The organism is Ruegeria sp. BG3, assembly GCF_056538485.1.
Genome location: NZ_JBQFTE010000005.1, coordinates 279,111 through 300,467, shown reverse-complemented (window position 1 = coordinate 300,467; position 21,357 = coordinate 279,111). Strand labels below are relative to the sequence as shown.

The window sequence follows — 21,357 nt, the reverse complement described above, 5'->3', positions numbered from 1 at the left end:
TCCTGACCAATGATGAAGATATCGCTAAGAAAGTGAATTCGGCGATCTTCCCCGGCATTCAGGGTGGCCCGCTGATGCATGTCATCGCAGGCAAAGCGGTTGCCTTCGGCGAGGCTCTGCGCCCCGAATTCAAGACCTATATCAGCCAAGTCATCACCAACGCGCAGGCGCTGTCGGATCAGCTGATCAAGGGCGGTCTGGACACGGTGACCCATGGCACCGACACCCATGTTGTGCTGGTCGACCTGCGCCCCAAAGGCGTGAAGGGCAACGCGACCGAGAAGGCCTTGGGCCGCGCGCATATCACCTGCAACAAGAACGGCGTGCCGTTTGACCCAGAGAAGCCGACCATCACCTCGGGCATCCGTCTGGGTTCGCCCGCCGGCACAACACGCGGCTTCGGCGAGGTCGAGTTCCGCCAGATCGCGGATTGGATCATCGAAGTGGTCGACGGTCTGGCCGCCAATGGCGAGGACGGCAATGCCGACGTCGAGGCCAAGGTCAAAGCCGAAGTCGCTGACCTCTGCGCCCGCTTCCCTATCTACCCGAACCTGTAAAACCAAGGACCCTAAACCATGAGCTTTCACCCAATCGAACAGGCTCCGGCCCGTCTGAACCGCAGCGAACTGGCTGTTCCGGGCAGCCAGCCCGGCATGTTTGAAAAAGCGGCCAAGTCGGATGTGGATGTGATCTTCCTGGATCTGGAAGACGCCGTCGCGCCCGACGAAAAAGAACAGGCTAGAGCGAACATCATCGAGGCCCTGAATGACATCGACTGGGGCAACAAGACCATGTCGGTGCGGATCAACGGGCTGGATACTCATTACATGTATCGCGACGTGGTGGATGTGGTCGAACAGGCCGGTCAACGTCTGGACCTGATCATGATCCCCAAGGTCGGCACCGCCGCGGATGTTTACGCCGTCGACATGCTGGTCACCCAGATCGAGGACGCCAAAGGCTACAAAAAGCGGATCGGGTTCGAACATATAATCGAAACGGCGCTCGGCATGCAGAATGTCAGCGAGATTGCTGCCGCATCGAAACGCAACGAAAGCCTGCATTTCGGGGTTGCCGACTATGCGGCCTCGACCCGCGCGCGGACAACCATCATTGGCGGTGTGAATCCGGATTACTCGGTGCTGACCGATGCCGACCCTGAGGGCGGCCGCATGATCCATTGGGGTGATATGTGGCACTACGCGCTGGCGCGTATGGTTGTTGCGGCGCGCGCAAACGGCCTGCGCCCGATCGACGGCCCGTTCGGCGACTTTCAAGATCCCGCTGGCTATCGCGCGGCAGCAAAGCGCGCGGCGGTTCTGGGTTGTGAAGGCAAGTGGGCCATTCACCCCAGCCAGATCGCGCTGGCCAACGAGGTCATGTCGCCTTCGGAGGCCGAGGTGGACAAGGCCAAGCGGATCCTTGTCGCGATGGCCGATGCCGAAGCGGCAGGCAAAGGCGCTGTCTCGCTGGACGGTCGCCTGATTGACTATGCCTCGATCCGGCAGGCGGAGGTGCTGGTTGAAAAGGCAGGTCAGATCGCTGCCGCGTGATCTGCCAAGCGTTAACCGGAGCGGGCTGTCCCATCGGACGGCCCGTTTCGGTTTTGCGGGCGAAAGGCGCTGATCGGGCGGCCGAATTCACGGGTGAACGACCGCCCCAAGGCCGACGCGCAAGAAAACCCGCATCTTAGGGCAATCTGTTCGACACTCAGTCGCGTTTCCTGCGCCAGATAGCGCGCATGTTGCAGACGATAGAGCTTGTAGTATTTGCCAGTCGTCATCCCCAGCTCATCTGCAAACGCGCGGCTGAGGCTGCGCTCAGATAGCGAGACGCGTTCGGCCAGTTCAAAGGTTGTCAGCGGAGTCTCGACGTTTTCGGCAATGACATTCAGCGCGTCCAGCAGTTTGGGCGACCCACGATCTTGCAATTGTTGAGAACCGCGCTTCAGCTCGGATTGGCGGGCGGGGTCGTAGATGAACATGTTCGATGCATCAAATGCGGCAGCAGGCCCGAACAGGCTCTGGATCAGGTCGAGGGTCAGTTCCAGCGCCGTGCTGGCCCCTCCGCAGGTCAGAAACGGGCCGGAATGGACAAACCGCGCGCTGGACACGTTCACTTCGGGAAAGCTTTCGCGAAAGGCATCAAGCTCCTGCCAGTGGATCGTGGCCTGGTGCCCGTCCAGAACCCCGGCTTCGGCCAGAATCCAAGCCGCGGTATCCAGGGCCAGAACGCGCTTGGCAGTCCGAACAGCCTGTCGGATCGCAACTAGAAGCTCTCTATTGATTTGCTGCCGGACGCGGTAACCGGCCACAATGACCAGCGTTCCGGTCGATTTTGCTGGGTCGAAGACCCGATTGGGAGAAACTTGTATTTCGCTCGAGCTTTCCACGGGTTCGCCGTTCAGGCTGGTGATCTCCCAACCCGGACTGGCGTAGAGCGCGCGCATCTTGACGTCCCGCAACGGCTCCAGCGCGCTGGCCAGAACCATGTTGGAAAACCCGTCCAGCAACAGGAACTCGAAATGCTCATGAGGGGATGACGACAAAAGTATTCCTCCTGACGAGAAATGTATCGCCCGTTTCGGAGTTTTGAAAGTAGCGTTGCCGCATTCAGTCGCCTGCCAAGGCGCGATTCCTGCTGATCGAAGGACAAAGTTATGCCCCTTGCCATGAACCGCGAAGTTTTTATCACCTGTGCCATCACCGGATCGGGTGGGACGCAGGACAAGTCTCCGCATGTACCGCGCTCGCCCGAGCAGATTGCCAACTCGGCGATTGATGCGGCCAAGGCGGGGGCAGCCGTTGTGCATTGCCACGTGCGCGACCCGGAAACCGGTGTGCCGTCGCGCGATCTGGGCCTGTACCGCGAGGTGACAGACCGCATTCGCGATGCTGAGGTCGATGTGGTGCTGAACCTAACGGCCGGTATGGGCGGTGATATTGTGTTCGGCCCTACCGAAAATCCGTTTCCGGTCAATGAAGCGGCCACTGACATGATCGGCGCGACGGAGCGGATGGCGCATATTGCCGAATGTCTGCCGGAAATCTGCACGCTCGATTGCGGTACAATGAACTTTGCCGAGGCAGACTATGTGATGACCAACACCCCCGGCATGTTGCGGGCGATGGGTCAGATGATGACCGATCTTGGCGTGAAACCAGAGATCGAGGCGTTCGACACCGGCCACCTATGGTTCGCCAAGCAATTGGTGAAAGAGGGTATTCTGGAACCCAACGCTCTGGTTCAATTGTGCATGGGTGTGCCGTGGGGTGCCCCCAACGACATCAACACCTTCATGGCGATGGTCAACGCTGTGCCGTCTGATTGGACATGGTCGGCCTTCTCGCTGGGTCGCGATCAGATGCCCTATGTTGCGCAATCGGTGCTGGCGGGTGGCAATGTCCGCGTCGGGCTTGAGGACAACCTTTTTCTGGAAAAAGGCGTTCTGGCCACCAACGCGCAACTGGTTGAACGGGCCGTGACGGTGATCGAGAACATGGGCGCCAAGATCATCGGCCCAGACGCCGTGCGCGAGAAACTGGGCCTGACCAAGCGCGCTCCTGTCGCAAAATGAGCAGGCGCGTTCTTGTAACCGCAGGCGCGGCTGGCATCGGCCGCGTCATTGCGGAGCAATTCATTCAAGACGGATCACGGGTCGCGGTCTGCGATGCAGACCCTGCCGCGGTTCAGAGCTTTGCCGAAGCGCATCCCGGCAGTATAGCCGTGGTGGCCGATGTCACCTCGGAATCCGCCATGGACGCATTCCTAAGTTCGGTTGAGGACGAATGGGGCGGCATTGATGTGGTCTGCGCCAATGCCGGTACCGGCGGCCCCGCCGGGCCGATCGAAGATCTGGCTTATGACGCGTGGCAGCAATGCCTCGCCACCAACGTACACGGTGCATATCTGACCTGCCGCTGGGCGGCGCGGGTCATGAAGGCGCAAAAAAGTGGCCTGATCGTCATGACCTCTTCCACCGCTGGGATCATGGGCTATCCGATGCGGTCCCCATATGCGGCGGCGAAATGGGCCCTGATCGGTCTGACCAAAACCTTGGCGATGGAGCTTGGCCCCTTTGGCATCCGCGTCAACGCGATCTGCCCCGGTGCTGTTGAAGGCGACCGGATGGAGCGTGTGCTGGCCAACGAAGCCGCAGCCCATGGTCAGAGCATTGAGACCATGCGCGCCGCTTATGTGACTGGCGTGTCCATGAAAACATGGGTCACGGCGCAGGACGTGGCGAACAGCATACATTTCCTTGCCTCAGAGGCGGGAACCAAAATTTCGGGGCAGGTTCTGTCCATTGATGGCCATACGGAGACACTCGCGCCATGAAACAAAAAGCAACCATCGTCGGCGGTGGCGTGATCGGCGGGGGCTGGGTTGCCCGCTTTCTGCTGAACGGCTGGGACGTATCGGTCTTTGATCCGGATCCGGAAGCCGAGCGCAAAATCGGCGAAGTGCTGGCCAATGCCCGCCGTGCCTTGCCCGCCCTTTATGATAAGGCGCTGCCATCCGAGGGTATTCTGACCTTTCATGATGATATGGGCGAGGCCTTGGCCGGTGCCGTATGGGTTCAGGAAAGCGTGCCCGAGCGTTTGGACCTCAAGCACAAGATCCACGCGCAGATCGACGAACTGTCGCCTGCGGATGCGGTGATCGGGTCTTCGACCTCGGGGTTCAAACCCTCTGAACTGAACGAACACGGCGGTCGCGTCGTCGTCGCGCACCCGTTCAATCCCGTCTACCTGCTGCCGCTGGTCGAGTTGGTGGGGGATGCCGACACATGTGCCAAGGCGTCGGATATCCTGCGGTCCATTGGGATGTATCCGCTGACTGTGCGCAAAGAGATTGATGCGCATATCGCCGACCGTTTCCTCGAGGCCGTCTGGCGCGAGGCGCTCTGGCTGGTCAAGGATGGCGTCGCCACGACTGAAGAAATCGACGAAGCGATCCGTATGGGGTTTGGTATCCGCTGGGCGCAGATGGGTCTGTTCGAAACCTACCGTGTCGCGGGTGGCGAGGCGGGGATGAAACACTTCATGGCGCAATTCGGCCCGGCCCTGCAATGGCCGTGGACCAAGTTGATGGATGTGCCGGAATTTACCGATGAACTGGTCGAGTTAATCGCGGGTCAGTCGGACGCGCAATCCGGCCAAATGTCGATCCGCGAACTGGAGCGCCTGCGCGATGACAACCTGATCGGGATGATGCGGGCGCTGAAGAAAACCGGCAGCGGTGCGGGCGGCGTTCTGAACGCGCATGAAGCGATGTTGCCTGACCCCGAAGGTGATGATCTGCCGATCACGGTGGATCGTGTCATCCCGCAAAGCTGGACAGACTATAACGGCCACATGAATGAGGCCCACTATATCGAGGTCTCGGCCCAGGCGACCGACAGTTTCATGCTGATGATCGACGCGGATGCAGATTATATCGCGGCGGGCAACAGCTATTTCACGGTCGAGAATTTCGTGCAATACCACGCGGAATTGCATGCAGGGGATCGTCTGACCGTCACAACGCAGGTTCTGCGGGGCGAAGGCAAAAAAATGCACCTGTTCCACCGTCTGCACGGACCGGATGGAGAGGTCGCAGCCACCGTCGAAACCCTGCTGCTGCACATGGATTTGAACGCGCGCCAGACCTCTCTGCCGACCGAGGGTGTGGCCGCGAAACTGACAGCTTATGCCGAAGATCACGCCAAGCTGCCGACCCCTCAAGGGGCTGGCCGCCATGTGGGGCAACGCGGCTGATACCAACGCGTGCCGCCTCTGGGTTCATGAATCCGGCGGCGGCATCTACTGGCGGGTCGATCTGCAAAGATCCTGATCCGCCTTTTTTGCGCATGCGCGGCGGTGTTGTGCTATAATTTCCTCCGATTGTTGTTGTGTTTTGGAGGTAGATTATGATTTTTCGTTTAGTGGCAGCACTTTGTTTGACCTTCGCCTTGTCGACCGCGAATCCCCAGATTGCCAGGGCAGATGCGGGTGATTTCATCGGCGGCGCGGTCGTCGGAGGCGTGGTTGGCTACGCAATCGGCAAAGATCAGCAAAAGAAAAAAGCGCAGCGCTCGACCACCCGGACATATCGGCCAAGCATTCCATCTACTTCGGAAGGGGCGCAGACGCAAACGGCGCTCAACTATTTCGGCTACAATGCCGGACGGGTTGATGGTCAGGTGGGCGGCGGCACGCGAGCCGCAATCCAACGGTATCAGGCGTCCATGGGATACCCGGTCAATGGGTATGATTTCCAACCCTATCAGCGCGATTTCCTGATGCAGGCTTATTACTGGGGCACGAGTGGCGGTCAGGCCAGCACGCAGCTCTCCGGTCAGCCTTTGTTGATGGCTTATCGTCGGCAAGTTCAAACGGGCACGGCTGTGGCCGCTGCTCCGCAGCCCGCGCCGCAACCCGTGGCACCTGTAGCTGCAACGGCGGCACCTGCCGAACCGGCGCCTGAACCTGAAGTGACCGAAACGGCCACTGCAGCCCTGCCGAGCCTATTTGCAGGTGGCACTGGTGGCCCGTCTCTGGCCAACCGTTGTAGCGCGGTGATGCTGCAAACTTCAACCAATGGCGGCTACACGACGCTGGCGAACATGTCGGACCCAGATTTCGCCCTGAGCGAGCAGTTCTGTCTGGCGCGCAGCTACGCCATGGCGCGGGGTGAAGATCTGATGGAGGACATTCAGGGCCTGACACCGGATCAAGTGACAGCGCAATGCGAAGCCTATGGAGAGATGCTAGCGCCACAGGTCGTTTCACTGTCGCTGACGTCTAAAACCGAGGCCGAAACACAAATGCGCAAGCTGGCTCTGGATTCTGGCCTCAGCCCCGAGGACATTGCAGCGACAAGCAAAGTATGTTTGGCGATGGGCTACCGTCAGGACAATATGGACAGCGCAGTAGGCTCGGCCTTGATGCTGGTTGCCATGGGCGAACCTGCCTATGGAGAGCTGATCGGTCACCACCTGCGCGAAGGCTTCGGCGTACAAGAGCGTCGCGATCTGGCGATGCAGTGGTATGACGCAAGCCTGTCAGCACTTGATGCCGGATCTCAGGCCGTGTTCCTGCCATCACAATCGGATCGCCCGGAATTGCTACGTGCAGCGATGACAGAAACACAGTAAGTCTGGCTGACCTGTTCCGCGGGCGTAAGGATCGCCCGCGGCTTCTTCAAGCGCCTCAATAACAGGAACACTGATCGGGTGCTGCGCAAACGGGTGCCCTGCGTGACCCGTTCGAAGTCTTAGATATCGTAGGGGCTAGTGACAAACCCTTTGGTGCGGACAATTCCTATCGTCAAGGGGGTGTCAGCGATCCGCAATCGGCCCCTTGCCCCACTGTGCTTGTTTAAGGTTGGTCCACGTTCAAAATCCGCGGGGCGTGCACATGGGTTCGGACGAGCAAGGCCGCTGCAACGCCTGCGATTGCGCCGAACAGATGCGCCTCCCACGAGATGCCGGGCTGGCCGGGCAGAACGCCCCAAAGGATTGATCCGTAAAGCACCCCAACCACCATCGCCACGGCAAGGGTCACGGGCGACCGATCGACCACGCCGCGCGCGACCAGAAAGCCGAACCACCCGAACACGAGCCCGGATGCGCCGATATGGATGGCTGTGTTTCCGAACAGCCAGACCAGCGCTCCGCCCAAGGCAATGATCACGGCGTTCACGACCAACAGCGCCCGTGTTGCCGTTGCCGCCAGCAAGGCCCCCATCAGGATCAGCGGAGGCGTGTTTGAAATGAGATGCGGGAAGCTGGCATGCAGAAGTGGCATGCCAAAGATACCGTCCAACCCGGCGATCTGCCTTGGGATCAGCCCGAACGCGAGGTTCAGGCGGTACCCAACCGTCCAATTGAGAACCTGTATCGCCCAAAGCACCGCTATGAAGAGCGCCAGAACCTTGAACCGCGAAAAAACAACGCTTTTACCGTTTTTGTCAATCATCTGAGATAGATAATCCCAGCAGGGAGAACGATCAATATGCCTTGCAGGATGGTCGGATCAGATCGCGGTCGCTGACGCACTCAGGTAGAAAAGACCTCGAAATGGATCTGGTTTTCCTCAACCTCTAACGCTTCAAGACCGGCCTTCAGGTCGGTCATGAAATCCAACGGACCGCAGAGCAAGTACTGAGCGTTGGGACCGGCGTTCAATGCGATCAACTCTTGCGCCGTGATCCGGCCTTTAATGTCAAAATCCTGGCCCGCCACGTCCTGCGCCTCGGGCGCACTGTAGTAGATCCGTTTCCGTGCGGACGCGCTGGCAGCGATCAAGCGGTCAGTTTCGCCGCGCAACGCGTGAAATCGTCCGTTGCGCGCGGCATGTATGAACCAGACCGGACGGTCAGGGTGCTGTGCCACAGTCTGATGCAACATTGCGATCATCGGGGTCACGCCAACGCCGGCGCTGACGAGGACAAGGGGCGTGTCTACTGACGGGATCAGGAAATCCCCGGCTGGCGGTTTGGCCTCGATCACGTCGCCCAATTGCACCGTGTCGTGCAGAAAGCAGGATGCATCACCATTCGGTTCGCGTTTCACAGTGATCCTGTAGTGGTCCTCGGACGGGTTGCCGGACAGGGTATATGTCCGCCGCAGCTTGGTGTCATGCGTCGGAACGCTGAGCACAATCGGCAGGTGCTGCCCTGCCTCAAACGCGGCAAGTGGCCCACCATTTGCGGGTCGAAGTTGAAATGAGGTGATCCCCTCGGCCTCGGCAATCTTGTCCGCAACTACCAGCTGTCTCGATGGGGTCGGTTCAGCCGACCATCTCAGCGACAGCGCGTTTGGTCGGTCAATCACGGAGTCGACCTTTACGTCGATCACGCGCAGAATATTGGGGTCACGCGCCTCGGCCGGAGCCCAGTCGATCTCGGCCCGCCCGGACAGATGCAGCAGCCCTCCGGTCGTGAAATCGACGAATAGCAGCCCGATGCGAGGGTTCTCCAACAGGTTGCCAATCGTATTGAAGAAATTGTTTCCGGAATAGTCGGGAATACGCAGACGGTTTGGAGCAACCACGCGGACAAAACCGTGTGTCCCTCCGCGATGAGAGGCATCAAACCCGTTCGACGCCGCGTGTTGCGGACCATGTCGGCCGGACCCGATGAACAAGGTATCCGAAGCGCTGATACGGACGATCTGTTCGGGGTCGAGGTGGTCCGATACAACCGCCTCTGCAGGTTTATTGGTGGCCACCCGCCGCCAGTCGCGTTCATTGATGTACTGAGGGCAGTTTCCGAAGCTCTGGCGAATGTCGATTGCGAAACCGGTGTCGGTTGGATGGGTCCGACCGCTGAACCGATTGCGCCGCCGCGTCGCCAGCTCGATGCCGACAACGCCGATATCAGCCCCTTTTCGCAGGCTTTCTGCGAGCGGATCACGCGGGTCGATCACAGTATCTACGGTCAGTGTGCGGGGATCAGGCGAGTGAACGAACCCGTCCTCGCCTTCAATGACCGTCGCCCATATGCGGCCTTCTGCATCGCTGGACGCAGCCACCAAAAACGGCTGCGCCTGATAGAAGGCACGATGCTGGTCCGGCAAATGGTCGCGAATGTACGGAGCGGCCCTGCGGGCTATATCGCCCGCACCCGCCCACATCTGCGCCGCCAGTTCGCCCGCGTGAAACGGAGTATCCGTGCCAGACATCGTCTTACCTCCTTGCTGTGTGTTTAAAGACCCAGATCGCTCAGCCCCGGATGGTCGTCCGGGCGACGGCCCAGAGGCCAATGGAACTTGCGCTCACCCTCTGTGATCGGCATTTCGTTGATGCTGGCAAACCGGTTGGCCATGTAGCCACTCTCGTCGAATTCCCAATTTTCGTTGCCGTAGGCCCTGAACCAATGACCACTGTCATCACGGTATTCATAGGTGTATCGCACCGCGATGCGGTTGCCGTCATAGGCCCAGAGTTCCTTGATCAGGCGATAGTCCAGTTCCTTGTTCCACTTGCGGGTCAGAAACGCTTCGATCTCGGCGCGGCCAACGGGGAATTCGGTCCGGTTGCGCCATTGGCTGTCCGGCGTGTAAGCCAGCGCGACCTTGGCCGGGTTGCGGCTATTCCAGCCGTCTTCGGCCAGACGGACCTTTTCAATCGCGGTTTCGCGCGTGAAGGGCGGAACAGGGTGGCGGGTGGCTTCTTGTGTCATTGCACGTCTCCGATTGGGTGTTTAGCGCAGACGTTCAGGCGACGAGACCCACGGCCGTGGCTGGCATCGGCTCGAACCCGTCCAGCGCCTCAAACCGAGCGATCCATGCCCGCACATTCGGATAGGGGTCGAGAGAGACGTTCCCCTCAGGCGCGTGCGCGGTGTAGGAGTAGGCGGCGACATCTGCAATGGTCGGTCGGTCGCCAACCAGCCAGTCTCGGCCTTCCAATCCCTTTTCAAGTTTTTGCATCGCCTTGGCTGCGGTTGCGGCGGCGAAATCGACGTCCAGAGGTGCACCAAACACCGTGATCAACCGCGCTGCGGCGGATCCGAACGCGATCTCTCCTGCGGCGAGGGTCAGCCAGCGCTGCACCGCAGCTTCGCCCACCGCATCGGTCGGCATCCAATCAGGCGCGTATTGCCGGGCCAAGTACACGAGGATCGCGTTGGAGTCCGAGACCACAATATCGCCATCCTCAAGCACCGGGACTTGCCCGTTGGGGTTCATCTCCAGAAACTCAGGCGATTTATGTGCGCCTGCGGCCAGATCGACGAAAACGGCCTCATGGGCGATACCGGCCAGCTTGGCAAAGACCAGAGCGCGGTGCGCGTGGCCGGATTTCGGGAAGTGGTGGATACGTACTGCGTTCGACATTTGTCAGCTCCTGTCATGCGCGGATTTGCTTCTGCGGCTATAGATACAGCTTGCCATCATGGGCGATAATGCGCAGTTTAGGGGGATCATTAAGCCCTAGGAGGGCGCAATAATATGGACAAGATCGACCGAATGCGCGCCTTTGCGCTGGTGGCGCAGAATGCCTCGTTCACATTGGCGGCCCAGCGGCTTGGGCGGTCGTCTCGTCTGGTCAGCAAATACGTGGCCGATCTGGAGGAGGCGCTGGGCGTTCAGCTTCTGAACCGAACCACCCGCAGTGTATCCCTGACGGATGCGGGGACGACCTACTTGGCGATGTGCGAACCGCTTTTGGACGGGTTTGACGAAATGGAAGAGGCGGTGCGCAATGCGCAGACCTCTTTGCGCGGTGTGATACGGATTTCCGCGCCGACAGGGTTCGGCTCACTACGGCTGGCCCCGTCGCTGGCGGCTTTTGTCGAAAAGCACGCTGAGGTCGAGATTGATCTCAACCTTTCAGACCGTCGGGTGTCGATTATCGAAGAAGGTTTGGATTTGGCGATCCGGATCGGGCCGACACGAGACAGTTCCCTCAAGATGCGCCGGTTGGGGCCGATGCCGCTGATTGTGTGCGCGTCTCCGGCCTATCTCGAACGTGCAGGTGTGCCCGCGCATCCAAGTGCCCTTGCCACCCATGAGTGCATTCTGGACGGCAACATGAGCGACCCTGCGGTCTGGCGGTTTGATGTCGATGGCAGTGAGGTGGCGGTGCACGTCAATGGTCGCCTTCAGGCCAATGCGCCTGCGGCTTCTGCGCGGCTAGCCGCTGCAGGAGTGGCCGTTGCCAGATGCCCGGCCTACACGGTGGCGGAAGCGCTCGGGTCGGGGGAATTGGTCGAGCTGTTCGCCGAACACCGTGTCACACCTTACGTTGTGGCCGCACTTTTCCCGCAGAACCGACGCCTGACCACGCGGGTCCGCGCTTTGATCGACCATCTGGCCAGCGATGACTTGATCTGCAACGCCGGGGCGTGACGGCTATGCCTTCAGGTGCCTAGACCCTTGACCAATCCCTGGCCCCTTGTTTTCGTAGGGTCGAGCGATGGACAACTCTCACCTGCAATGAGGGAACGCCCGCAGCCGTGGAAGGGATGGTATGGCCGAAATCGAACGTTGGCTGAACAAGCACGGACTGGCCAAATACGCCAGCGCCTTCGCCGACAATGAGATTGAGCTGGGCGACCTGACAGAGCTGACCGACGAAGACCTCGTGACCATTGGCCTGCCGCTGGGGCCTCGGCGGCGGTTCATGAAGGCGGTGCGCGCAACCACTGACGGCAACGTCCGGCCGCAAAACACGGCGCTGGGCGCGTCGATCGTGGCCGAACGCCGTCAGCTGACGGTCATGTTCATTGATCTGGTCGGCTCTACCGAGATTTCACAGCGGGTCGATCCCGAAGATCTGGCCGAGGTTCTGCGGCTGTTCAAAGAGACCTGCGCTGCTTCGGTCGCGGATTTCGATGGTCAGATTGCAAGCTATTACGGCGACGGGATCATGGTGTTCTTCGGGTTCCCGCTGGCCCATGAAGAAGACCCCGAGCGTGCCATTCGCGCCGGCTTGCGCATCATCCGTGAAGTACCCGAGATCCGCACTCACGCGAAACTCCAGGTGCGGATCGGGATTGCCACCGGTCTGGTCGTGGTTGGGGACTTGCGCGGCGAGAAGATGTTCGAAGACGGCACCGCGATGGGTGAGACACCCAATCTGGCCGCTCGTCTTCAGGCGATGGCGGAACCTGGCACCATGATTGTGTCACCTCGGACGCACCAGTTGGCGGGTGGGGCCTTCGACTATGTGCTGCAAGGGTCTTTCAAGCTGAAGGGGTTCACGAAAGAAGTTGAGGCGTGGCAAGTGATCGGCGCGCGCGACACGGACAGTCGTTTCAGACGCATTGAAGGTGCCTCGCTCGGCCCTCTAATCGGTCGCATGACGGAATACGAGACGCTCAGCGACAAGTGGAAGCTGGCTAGTGAGGGCGAAGGTCAGATCGTTCTGGTGTCCGGAGAGCCGGGGATCGGGAAATCGCGCCTGATTGAAGAGTTGCGGCTGAAAGCCCCCCAAGGCGCGCATGAACAAATCCGACTGCAATGTTCTCCGTACCATTTTGCCAGCTCGTTTTATCCGATCATCCGGCGGCTTCACCATGTAGCCGACCTGCGATCCGAGGACACGGATGAGGCAAAGCTGGAGAAAATATCGTCGGTTTTGAAAAACCCCTCAGATCAGGTCCTGCGATTGGCCGCGTCGCTATTGTCGGTCCCGTTCGAGGATCGGTTGGGGTCACTGACCCTGACGCCGCAGCAGATCATGGATCAGACACAGGAGATGTTGTTGGACCACTTGTTGAACCGTGCGTCGGAAAAGCCGGTTTTGCTGCTGTTTGAGGACGCGCATTGGCTCGATCCGACGTCAAAAGCGCTGATGGATCGGCTTGTGGACCGTCTCCGGGATCTTCCGGTGATGGTGGTGATGACGTTCCGACCGGAGTTTGACCCGGGTTGGGCGTTGCAGTCCAATCTGACCAAAGTGGTGCTCAGGCAGCTCGATTTTCAGGATGTTAAGCGCATCGCAAATGAGGTCGCGCAAGGGCAGGACATCCCCGATGCCATGTATGAACTGGTGGCAGCCCGATCCGATGGCGTACCGCTCTACGTGGAAGAGGTGACGAAGGATCTGTTGGAGTCCGGCGATATGCCCGATGCTCCAATCGCCCGCGCCAGCGGAGGGGCCTCTGCTGCAAGCTCAGTTCCCAGTGCATTGCACGATGCGTTGATGGCACGTTTGGACCGCTTGAGCTCGGCCAAGGAAGTGGCGCAGATCGGGGCTGTGATCGGGCCTCAATTCTCGTACCCGCTGATCTCGAAAGTGTCACGTTTCAGCGATACTGTGCTGCGGTCCGGCCTGGATCTGTTGGTTGAGGCTGGCATCGTCACGACCTCGGGCGATGATGCGTTGCAGATCTTCAGCTATCGCCACGCTCTGATCCGCGACACCGCCTATAACAGTCTTCTGAAAACCGAACGCCGGGTTCTGCATGCGCGGGTCGCCAAGACGCTGGACCAGAAAACTTCAGCGGTCGAGGATGCAGGCCCGGAAGTTCTGGCCCATCACTACACCTTTGCAGGTATGGTGGATGAGGCGATCGACTGTCGCTATCTGGCCGGTCAGCGCGCCGTCAAACGCTCGGCCAATACCGAAGCGAATACGCAGCTGTCCCTGGCGCTTGATCTGCTAGGCGATCAGACGACCAGTCCTGAGCGTGACAAGCGAGAGATCGAGATACAGACCCTGCGCGCAGGGGTTCTGCGCTCGACGGCAGGTATCGCCGCGGATGAGACCGGTTCGACCTATGCCCGGATACGGGACTTGTGCGAACGCATGGATGAGACAGAGAACCTGTTCCCGGTCCTCAATGGCCTCTATTCCTTTCACTTGGTTCGGGGTGAGTATGATTTGGCGCGGGTCGTGGCGCGGCAACTTCTGGACTTGGCGGAAACATCAGGCGAAACGCAACATCAGATGGTGGCCCATCGGGCGATGGGCGCGGTGCTGTTTCATATCGGAGAGCTGGACCCGGCCCACGCGCATCTCGAACAGGCGCTGGCGCTGTACCGCCCCGAACGCGATGCGCATCTGGCCTATGTCTATGGCTCCGACCACGCGGCCATAACCTCTTGCTTCCTGAGCCTCGCCACCTGGATGCGTGGTGAGCCGGACAAGGCGCTGGAAATCCAGACTCAGGCCGTTAGGGCTGCCCGCGACCTTGAACATGCCCATAGCGTGGCGCAGGCTCTGACTTACCTGTGCATGCTGCATCTTCTGCGCCGCGACCCGGTCGCTGTGACCCGGGAGATGGAGCAACTGGAAGAGCTGTCGAACAAGCACGCGTTCACCTTCATGACCCTGACAGCCAATGTCTGGAGAAGCTGGGTCAAGGCCTACGCATCCCCTGGCGCGGAAACCATCAAGGACCTCAAAAGGGCGACGGATGCATGGTGGGCCAGTGGAGCGGGAAATCACAAACCGTTTTTCATGACGCTGATTGCGGAAGTCACGCTTGCCATGGGCGACCATGAAGGTGCTCTGACCGCTTTGGCGGAAGCGTGTGAACATCAGCGATTGACCAACGAGGGGTGGGCACAGGCAGAAACCGACCGGGTTTATGCGCTGGCGAAATCCTCAACCAGTCCAGCCGAGGCGGAATTCCGACATGCTTTGTCCCGCGCAAAGGACCAGAAGGCGCGGATGTTTGCCCTCCATACGGCCATAGATTTCGCCCGAACCTGCGAGCGGTTTCACTGCTCGGCGATTGCAAACTCAGCGCTTCAGGCGGCGGCTGAAGCGATCTCGGGCGGGGACCAAACGGTTGAGATGCGCCTCGCTCGTGAATTGTTGGCTGGGGTGGAAACGGCCTAGGCGCGCATCCGTACGTGTTCAGGATCATAGGGTGAGGCAGGGATGACCTGCGCGTCGACCAAATCCCCATACATGTCGATCCGCACACTAGTGCCTTCGCCCGCCAGCGCGGGATCAATAAACGCGTAGGCCAGGTTCTGCCCGACCCGATGACCCCAGTCGCCCGAGGTGACGGTGCCCACCACAGTGTCGCCCTGCATCAACGAAGCCCCGCCGTGAGCGGGTGCGTGGGTGGCGTCGATCTGCAGCGTCACGAGCTGCTTGCGCTTGCCGCTGGCGTGGCGTTCCAACAGGGCGGCCTTGCCGATGAACTCACCTTTGTTCAGGTTTACGAACCGATCCAAGCCGGTCTCATATGGGTCGAATTCCGTGAGGATGTCGGATTTCCAATGCAGAAATCCCTTCTCCATCCGCATGGATTCCACCGCGCGCGCGCCAAACAGCTTCATGTCATGGGCCTCGCCCGCCGCGCGCAAGGCCAGAAAAGCCGCGTAGAGTGAGGCGTTGGGTACGTGAATTTCATAGGCCAACTCGCCCGAGAAGCTGACACCCATGACCATGGCCGGGGCGAACCCGACGAAACATTCGCGCACGGACAGCCAGGGAAAGGCCTCTTTCGACCAGTCGCCCCGGGCACAGGCCGACAGAACATCGCGCGCTTTGGGGCCAGCCAGGACCAGAATGGTCTGATCATTGGTCAGGGATCGGATCTGAACATCCTCATCCTCATGAATGTGCTGGGTCAGCCAGTCCATGTCGTGATATTCGCTCGCCGCAGCCGAGCCGTACCACACACGCTCTGGCCCCCGATCCGAGGCCGGTAAGTTTGCCACAGTGGCTTCGGCTTTGACCATGCCGTGGTGGTTCAGCAGATAACCCAGACCAACGCGGCCGTCGCGCTTGGTGACCGTGCCGCAGAACATACGATCGAGGAAGCTGAGGCGATTTGTGCCGGTGATCTCGAACCGGTTGAAGCCGTTGACTTCGCACAGGCCAACATTCTCCTGCACGTTTTTCACGTCTGCGGCGACGATGTCGAACGCCTCATCGAAGTTGAAGGTGAGCGTCGGGTGAAAATCGGGTGATGGCTTGATGTAGTCCATCCTCTCCCACCCGTTCACGACGGTAAACTCGGCCCCCTCTGCCGCCAGTACGGGCGTCAGCGGGGTTGTCTTGGCCGGTCGTCCGGCGGGCCGATGTTCATGCGGGAAGTGGAACCGGAATTCGTTCTGGTAGTCTTCGATAGCCTTCAGAGAGGTCAGTTCCACATTCGTATGACCAGTGAACCGGCGCGGATCGAGGCACCATGTGTCATAACATGCCTCCCCATGCACGATTTGCTGCGCCAGCAGCCAGCCATGGCCGCCACCTTCGCCCAACCCCGCGCGCAGGCCGATGATGCAGAAGGCATTTCGTTTGCCGGGGATCGGACCCACCAGCGGGGCACCGTCGATGGTATACGTGATTGGTCCGTTCACGATGGACCGAATGCCGGTCTCTTCCAGAGCAGGCATACGCTCAAACGCTCCGGCAAGAACGTCCATGACACGTTCCAGATCGTCGGGGCAGAGGGCATTTACAAAGTTCGGATCAATCCCGTCCATGCCCCAGGTTTTGCAATCCTGCTCGTAGAACCCGACCAGCAGTCCGCCCTTTTCCTGACGGCAGTAATAATCGCTGATTGGGCAGCGCAGCAAAGGCATCCGGTGACCGGCTTCGGCAATGCCGGGAATATCTTCGGTCAGGAAATACTGATGCTCCATCGAGGCGACGGGATGGTGAACCCCCATCATCGCGCCCACTTCGTTCACGCGGTAGCCACAGGCATTGACGACGATATCACAATCGATGTCGCCCTGTTCGGTATGCACGGTCCAAGTGTCATCCTTGTGTTGGGTCAGCGCGGTGACCGGCGTATTGCGATAGACCTCGGCGCCAGCTTTGCGAGCGTGATAGGCCAGCGCCTGACACAGCTGGGCCGGGTCGATGTCACCGTCCAGAGGGTCCCACAATCCGCCCAATAGGTTGGAAGTCGAAATCAGAGGGTGGCGGCGGGCGCATTCCTCGGCGTCGATCACCTCAAAATGCACCCCCATCCCGCGCGCCATCGAGGTAAAGTGGCGGTAGCCCTGCATCTGCGCTTCGGTATTGGCCAGCCGGATGCCGCCATCTGCGTGGTGGTAGTTGATCGGATATTCGGGGTTTTCGGAGAGTTCTTTGTACAGGTTGATCGAATGCGTCTTCAGCCCGACCATGGTCTGGTTCATGCCGAAATTCGTCACCTGCGCCGCCGAGTGCCACGTGGTACCGCTGGTCAGCTCGTTCCGCTCGACCAGAACAACGTCGCTCCATCCTTCCTGCGTCAGGTGGTAGAGTGTTGAGCATCCGGCAATGCCGCCGCCGATGACAACAACTTTGGTACGGGATTTCATGACGGGTAAGCCTCCGGAGTTCGCTTGCCCTGCATACGAAGTCCGTTTGTCACCATGTGCAATTGTAGAGTGATATATTGAGACGTTATCATAATTAGAAATCTATTTTTTCGAAGTAAAAGAGATGATCTTGCGCCACGGGCAACAATTCCTCTTGCTTGATGTCACAAAACCCTCGTTTCAAAGGACTGGGAATGGCTGGACAGCGTAGCAAGCGAGGTGGACGCGAAGGGCGTCTGGCACAACGAGCAGCCAAGCCCGCGTTTGATCCATGCCCGCCGGGTCAGATCGGTGGGATGTATAGGCCGCTTAGCGAAGCCGACCTGCGCCGCATCTATGACACTGCCCTCGATTTGCTTGAGAAACTGGGTATCGGTGAGGTGCCGGAGAGACTGCGCAACGATCTGTTGGCCGTGGGTGCCGTGGACAACGGTAGAGGACGCGTTCTTTTCCCGCCCGAGCTTGTCGAAGAAGCGATTGATCAAGCCGCAAAGACCTTCACCTTGCATGGCCGCGATCCCAAGAGGTCGATCGAAGTTGGTGGCAACAAAGTGTATTTCGGAACCGGTGGGGCCGCGGTGCAGACGCTTGATATGGAAAGCGCGCTCTATCGGCCGTCGACCCTAAAGGACCTGCATGACTTTACGCGGCTACAGGACACGCTGGCCAATATCAGCTGGTTCACACGTTGTTGCGTGGCGACCGATGTGCCGGATAATTTCGATCTGGACGTGAACACCGTTTTCGCGCTGCTCAAGAACACCACCAAACCGACGGCGACGTCGTTCACGCTGGCCGAATATGTCGCTCCGATCGTCGAGATGCTGGACATCGCCGCAGGAGGGCCCGGAGAATTTGCCAAACGCCCGTTCATGAAGGCGCATATCAGCCCGATGATATCGCCCATGCGCTATGGCGAAGATGCGGTGGATGTCACTTACGCATGCATCAAACACAATATTCCGATCTCGTGCATAACGGCGGCCCAGGCCGGAGCAACGGCGCCTGCGACCTTGGCGGGGTTTCTGGCGCAATCTCTGGCGGAAACCTTGGCGGCCCTGTTGATGGTCCACTCAATCCAGCCCGGTTTTCCAATGGTGTTTTCGAACTGGCCTTTGGTTATCGACCTGCGCACCGGGGCATTTTCCGGTGGTAGCGGAGAGACAGCGGTGTTGAATGCCGCGTCCGCGCAGCTGTCCAATTGGCTTGGTTTGCCCTCGGGCGTGGCCTGTTCAATGACCGACGCCAAGGCCATAGACGCACAATATGGGATGGAGAAAGGCATAACCTCCATGGCAGCGGCCTTGGCGGGTGGGAACTTGATCTACGAAAGCTCCGGCATGACCGCATCGTTGTTGGGGGCCAGTTTCGAGGCGTTCGTGCTAGATGATGAGATGCATTCGAATACCTATCGCGCCTTGCGCGGGGTCGAGGTGACGGGTGAGAACCTCGGGTTCGATGCGATTTGTGATGCCGTTCTGGGGGATGGGCACTTCTTGGGTGGTCAGCACACTCATGCCGCGATGGAACGGGATTACTTCTACCCCACTCTTGCTGACCGAGCAGAGCCGCGTACATGGGCCGAAAATGGCGCGCAAGATGCTTGGGGCAGGGCAAGGGCTCGCGCGGGTGAGATTCTTCGCGACCACGAGCCTTCTTACCTGACGCCCGAACAGGAGGAGGCTATCCGGTCTCGGTTCAATATTCTGATCTGATCATTCCACCAGTTTGAAGCTATCCGCCAGCCACGGAGTTTTCTCATATTGCGCAGTCAAAGCGTGATCTCGGATGAGCGCGCGCAGCTTGCCATCTATCAGGTCCAACACAGACCGCGAACAATCAGGTGTAGAGACAATCGCAAGCGTGCGGGCAAAGCTTTTGCCCGGAAATTTGTGCATGCTAAGATTTGGGTGAAACCTTTTGGCACGCGAGAACAGCAAAGGGGTGGTGATGGTCCATCCCGCACCTGCGGCGACCATAGCCATCAAAGTCTGGTTGTTGCTGCATTCGAAATTGGACTGCGGTGAAAGCCCCAGCCGTCGCATTTGGGACTCGATCTGCCGTGCGATGATCAGATTGCCGGAAAACCGCAAGAACGGCAGTTTGGTGCGCCCTTCGACAATGTCGGAAAGGGATTTCTCGCTAAACCGAGGGAGTACCACCACAAACGGGTCTCGTAACAACGGGCGATCCTGCAGGTCTCGCAGCCGTTCCTCTGGGGTGGTCGTGATCCCAAGATCAAGATGCCGGTTGCGCAGCATCTCGACGATCGCGTGGCTGGAATCGGTGTGGTACATGAAATCGCAGCTCGGCATATGGCCCGAAAGAAAGACGGCGAGCTCTGGGATAATATCGCTGTCGAAATCTTCGATCGTGCCGATCCTGAGGTAACTCGCCTCGGCTATATTTCCGGCAGATGCTTCGGCCTTGGCCTTGCGGATGGCATAGAGCGCGTCACTGATATTGCGCAGAAAGACCTGCCCTTTTGGCGTCAGTACCATCGGCCTTCGCGCGTGATTGAACAGCTCCACCCCAAGGTGGTCTTCGAGATTGCGCAAGTGATGCGAGACGGTGCTGATGGTCAGGCCGGTTTCCTCGGCTGCGGCCTGAAGCGATCCTTTCTGGGCGCAGATCTGAAACAACTCCAAGCCTTTAAGGTTCAGGTCCTTGTTGGCGTTAAGGCGGGGCATGTTTCCTTGGCACGTCTTTCAAACAAAATTTCTACTATGGCTTGAAACTATTGTTTGCAATCTATCAAATCAATGAGCACGCGCCCTACGCCTGAACAAGCACGGATGCCTCGTGTTGTAGATGACACAACACCGTGAAGACGTAGTATTCCTTTTTTCTTTTGCCCTATCGTTCTTTAGTCGTACCGCAAGACAATGGAACGGTCCTGTAGGCGCCGTGCAAACATTCAATGAGGCTAAAAAGGTTGGAAAACGGCCACTCTTTTCAATTCTACCCAATGCCACGGTATGTAAAAACTGCGTCTCCGTGCCAACCGTAAACAGCCCGGAGGCCAATCATGCTTGATGCACGCATCCGCCCTCTGATTGATCCACCGCTGAACGCGATTGGGCGGGGGTTGGCGGCGCGTGGTGTCTCGGCTGATCTTGTGACTCTGGTGGGTCTGGGGTTCGGCCTGTTTGCAGCTGGGGCGATTATTCTGGGTTTGCAGGTTCTGGCCGTCCTGTTCATCCTTTTGTCGCGTCTGGCGGATGGTCTGGATGGGGCAATCGCGCGCGCTGGGCGAAAGACCGACTTTGGCGGCTACCTGGATATCACCTGTGACTTTCTGTTCTACGGCGCGATTCCCATGGCGTTTGTCTGGGCGGACCCGTCGGCAAATGCCATGGCCGGGGCATGGCTGCTGGTCAGCTTCTACTTTAACGGCGCGACCTTTCTGGGCTATGCGATCCTGGCCGAAAAACGCGGGTTTGAGACGCAGAAACACGGTGCAAAGTCGCTCTACTTCACTGGTGGTCTTCTGGAAGGCACTGAAACCATTGCCTTCTTCATCGCAATTTGCCTGCTGCCCAACTGGTTCGGCCCGATGGCATGGGCGTTTGGCGCGGTTTGCTTTGTCACCGCCATTTCGCGCATCCTGTTGGCGCGGCAGGTCTTCACTCACTCGGAATAAACGC

Annotated in this window: 17 protein-coding genes; 10 read left to right on the top strand and 7 right to left on the bottom strand. The window is 59.2% G+C overall.

From position 1 onward, the window contains the following. Together ACR0AI_RS10420 and ACR0AI_RS10415 are read left to right on the top strand one after the other, a co-directional pair. Nucleotides 1–557 (top strand): PLP-dependent aminotransferase family protein (locus ACR0AI_RS10420; RefSeq protein WP_480673365.1); only part of this gene is annotated, 557 nt, incomplete at its 5' end. 18 nt (nt 558–575) lie between these two features. Continuing rightward, nucleotides 576–1,553, top strand: coding sequence for an HpcH/HpaI aldolase/citrate lyase family protein (locus ACR0AI_RS10415; RefSeq protein ID WP_480673367.1), 978 nt, complete (start codon nt 576–578; stop codon nt 1,551–1,553). An 11-nt stretch (nt 1,554–1,564) separates the two neighbouring features. Here ACR0AI_RS10415 and ACR0AI_RS10410 read toward each other — a convergent pair whose 3' ends face one another. Next, nucleotides 1,565–2,548, bottom strand: coding sequence for a GlxA family transcriptional regulator (locus ACR0AI_RS10410; RefSeq protein WP_480673369.1), 984 nt, complete (start codon nt 2,546–2,548; stop codon nt 1,565–1,567). Nucleotides 2,549–2,659: 111 nt separating this feature from the next. Here ACR0AI_RS10410 and bcoG point away from each other — a divergent pair, with 111 nt between their 5' ends. The 4 genes from bcoG to ACR0AI_RS10390 all read left to right on the top strand — a co-directional run bounded on the left by bcoG (nt 2,660) and on the right by ACR0AI_RS10390 (nt 7,138). Then, on the top strand, nt 2,660–3,577 hold the full coding sequence (bcoG, locus tag ACR0AI_RS10405; protein ID WP_170554807.1) for a 3-dehydrocarnitine:acetyl-CoA trimethylamine transferase BcoG: 918 nt from the start codon (nt 2,660–2,662) through the stop codon (nt 3,575–3,577). Beyond that, the gene (locus ACR0AI_RS10400; protein ID WP_480673371.1) at nt 3,574–4,338 is read left to right on the top strand and encodes an SDR family oxidoreductase; all 765 of its coding nucleotides are present in this window, start codon (nt 3,574–3,576) and stop codon (nt 4,336–4,338) included. The genes bcoG and ACR0AI_RS10400 overlap by 4 nt, the downstream gene beginning before the upstream one ends. Continuing rightward, complete coding sequence (locus ACR0AI_RS10395) at nt 4,335–5,759, top strand: carnitine 3-dehydrogenase (protein ID WP_480673373.1); 1,425 nt, start codon at nt 4,335–4,337, stop codon at nt 5,757–5,759. Before ACR0AI_RS10400 ends, ACR0AI_RS10395 begins: the two co-directional genes overlap by 4 nt. 152 nt (nt 5,760–5,911) lie before the next feature. Continuing rightward, nucleotides 5,912–7,138, top strand: coding sequence for a peptidoglycan-binding domain-containing protein (locus ACR0AI_RS10390; protein ID WP_480673375.1), 1,227 nt, complete (start codon nt 5,912–5,914; stop codon nt 7,136–7,138). A gap of 223 nt (nt 7,139–7,361) precedes the next feature. On the opposite strand, the gene ACR0AI_RS10385 is transcribed toward ACR0AI_RS10390, so the two are convergent. The 4 genes from ACR0AI_RS10385 to ACR0AI_RS10370 all read right to left on the bottom strand — a co-directional run bounded on the left by ACR0AI_RS10385 (nt 7,362) and on the right by ACR0AI_RS10370 (nt 10,822). After that, the gene (locus ACR0AI_RS10385) at nt 7,362–7,961 is read right to left on the bottom strand and encodes a rhomboid family intramembrane serine protease (RefSeq protein ID WP_480673377.1); all 600 of its coding nucleotides are present in this window, start codon (nt 7,959–7,961) and stop codon (nt 7,362–7,364) included. Nucleotides 7,962–8,041: 80 nt separating this feature from the next. Continuing rightward, nucleotides 8,042–9,667 (bottom strand): FAD-binding oxidoreductase, encoded by a 1,626-nt coding sequence (locus tag ACR0AI_RS10380; RefSeq protein ID WP_480673379.1) that lies wholly within the window; start codon nt 9,665–9,667, stop codon nt 8,042–8,044. A gap of 23 nt (nt 9,668–9,690) precedes the next feature. Continuing rightward, the gene (locus ACR0AI_RS10375) at nt 9,691–10,167 is read right to left on the bottom strand and encodes a nuclear transport factor 2 family protein (protein WP_480673381.1); all 477 of its coding nucleotides are present in this window, start codon (nt 10,165–10,167) and stop codon (nt 9,691–9,693) included. Nucleotides 10,168–10,201: 34 nt separating this feature from the next. Continuing rightward, nucleotides 10,202–10,822: a glutathione S-transferase family protein gene (locus ACR0AI_RS10370; RefSeq protein ID WP_209250945.1), complete on the bottom strand. Its 621-nt coding sequence runs from the start codon at nt 10,820–10,822 to the stop codon at nt 10,202–10,204. A gap of 114 nt (nt 10,823–10,936) precedes the next feature. Between ACR0AI_RS10370 and ACR0AI_RS10365 the strand changes: the two genes are divergently transcribed. Together ACR0AI_RS10365 and ACR0AI_RS10360 are read left to right on the top strand one after the other, a co-directional pair. After that, nucleotides 10,937–11,836: a LysR family transcriptional regulator gene (locus ACR0AI_RS10365; protein WP_480673383.1), complete on the top strand. Its 900-nt coding sequence runs from the start codon at nt 10,937–10,939 to the stop codon at nt 11,834–11,836. Nucleotides 11,837–11,957: 121 nt separating this feature from the next. Then, complete coding sequence (locus tag ACR0AI_RS10360; protein ID WP_480673385.1) at nt 11,958–15,278, top strand: adenylate/guanylate cyclase domain-containing protein; 3,321 nt, start codon at nt 11,958–11,960, stop codon at nt 15,276–15,278. Here the strand turns inward: ACR0AI_RS10360 and ACR0AI_RS10355 are convergent. Next, nucleotides 15,275–17,710: a GcvT family protein gene (locus tag ACR0AI_RS10355; protein WP_480673387.1), complete on the bottom strand. Its 2,436-nt coding sequence runs from the start codon at nt 17,708–17,710 to the stop codon at nt 15,275–15,277. The two genes, ACR0AI_RS10360 and ACR0AI_RS10355, sit on opposite strands and share 4 nt — an antisense overlap. Before the next feature lie 194 nt (nt 17,711–17,904). Between ACR0AI_RS10355 and ACR0AI_RS10350 the strand changes: the two genes are divergently transcribed. Beyond that, nucleotides 17,905–19,425 carry a trimethylamine methyltransferase family protein gene (locus ACR0AI_RS10350; protein ID WP_480673389.1) on the top strand — a complete coding sequence of 507 codons (1,521 nt, stop codon included), beginning with the start codon at nt 17,905–17,907 and terminating at the stop codon, nt 19,423–19,425. Here ACR0AI_RS10350 and ACR0AI_RS10345 read toward each other — a convergent pair whose 3' ends face one another. Beyond that, the gene (locus tag ACR0AI_RS10345) at nt 19,426–20,400 is read right to left on the bottom strand and encodes a LysR family transcriptional regulator (protein ID WP_480673391.1); all 975 of its coding nucleotides are present in this window, start codon (nt 20,398–20,400) and stop codon (nt 19,426–19,428) included. Nucleotides 20,401–20,738: 338 nt separating this feature from the next. On the opposite strand from ACR0AI_RS10345, the gene ACR0AI_RS10340 reads away from it, so the two are divergent. Next, nucleotides 20,739–21,353, top strand: coding sequence for a CDP-alcohol phosphatidyltransferase family protein (locus tag ACR0AI_RS10340; RefSeq protein ID WP_480673393.1), 615 nt, complete (start codon nt 20,739–20,741; stop codon nt 21,351–21,353). Nucleotides 21,354–21,357: the final 4 nt, after the last annotated feature.

What these genes read in the sequence shown, in the direction of transcription:
- ACR0AI_RS10415 (WP_480673367.1), top strand. Translation starts at nt 576, where the DNA reads ATGAGCTTTCACCCAATCGAACAGGCTCCGGCCCGTCTGAACCGCAGC.
- ACR0AI_RS10350 (WP_480673389.1), top strand. Translation starts at nt 17,905, where the DNA reads ATGGCTGGACAGCGTAGCAAGCGAGGTGGACGCGAAGGGCGTCTGGCA.
- ACR0AI_RS10345 (WP_480673391.1), bottom strand. Translation starts at nt 20,400, where the DNA reads ATGCCCCGCCTTAACGCCAACAAGGACCTGAACCTTAAAGGCTTGGAG.
- ACR0AI_RS10395 (WP_480673373.1), top strand. Translation starts at nt 4,335, where the DNA reads ATGAAACAAAAAGCAACCATCGTCGGCGGTGGCGTGATCGGCGGGGGC.
- ACR0AI_RS10380 (WP_480673379.1), bottom strand. Translation starts at nt 9,667, where the DNA reads ATGTCTGGCACGGATACTCCGTTTCACGCGGGCGAACTGGCGGCGCAG.
- bcoG (WP_170554807.1), top strand. Translation starts at nt 2,660, where the DNA reads ATGCCCCTTGCCATGAACCGCGAAGTTTTTATCACCTGTGCCATCACC.
- ACR0AI_RS10400 (WP_480673371.1), top strand. Translation starts at nt 3,574, where the DNA reads ATGAGCAGGCGCGTTCTTGTAACCGCAGGCGCGGCTGGCATCGGCCGC.
- ACR0AI_RS10360 (WP_480673385.1), top strand. Translation starts at nt 11,958, where the DNA reads ATGGCCGAAATCGAACGTTGGCTGAACAAGCACGGACTGGCCAAATAC.
- ACR0AI_RS10390 (WP_480673375.1), top strand. Translation starts at nt 5,912, where the DNA reads ATGATTTTTCGTTTAGTGGCAGCACTTTGTTTGACCTTCGCCTTGTCG.
- ACR0AI_RS10355 (WP_480673387.1), bottom strand. Translation starts at nt 17,710, where the DNA reads ATGAAATCCCGTACCAAAGTTGTTGTCATCGGCGGCGGCATTGCCGGA.
- ACR0AI_RS10365 (WP_480673383.1), top strand. Translation starts at nt 10,937, where the DNA reads ATGGACAAGATCGACCGAATGCGCGCCTTTGCGCTGGTGGCGCAGAAT.
- ACR0AI_RS10385 (WP_480673377.1), bottom strand. Translation starts at nt 7,961, where the DNA reads ATGATTGACAAAAACGGTAAAAGCGTTGTTTTTTCGCGGTTCAAGGTT.
- ACR0AI_RS10370 (WP_209250945.1), bottom strand. Translation starts at nt 10,822, where the DNA reads ATGTCGAACGCAGTACGTATCCACCACTTCCCGAAATCCGGCCACGCG.
- ACR0AI_RS10375 (WP_480673381.1), bottom strand. Translation starts at nt 10,167, where the DNA reads ATGACACAAGAAGCCACCCGCCACCCTGTTCCGCCCTTCACGCGCGAA.
- ACR0AI_RS10340 (WP_480673393.1), top strand. Translation starts at nt 20,739, where the DNA reads ATGCTTGATGCACGCATCCGCCCTCTGATTGATCCACCGCTGAACGCG.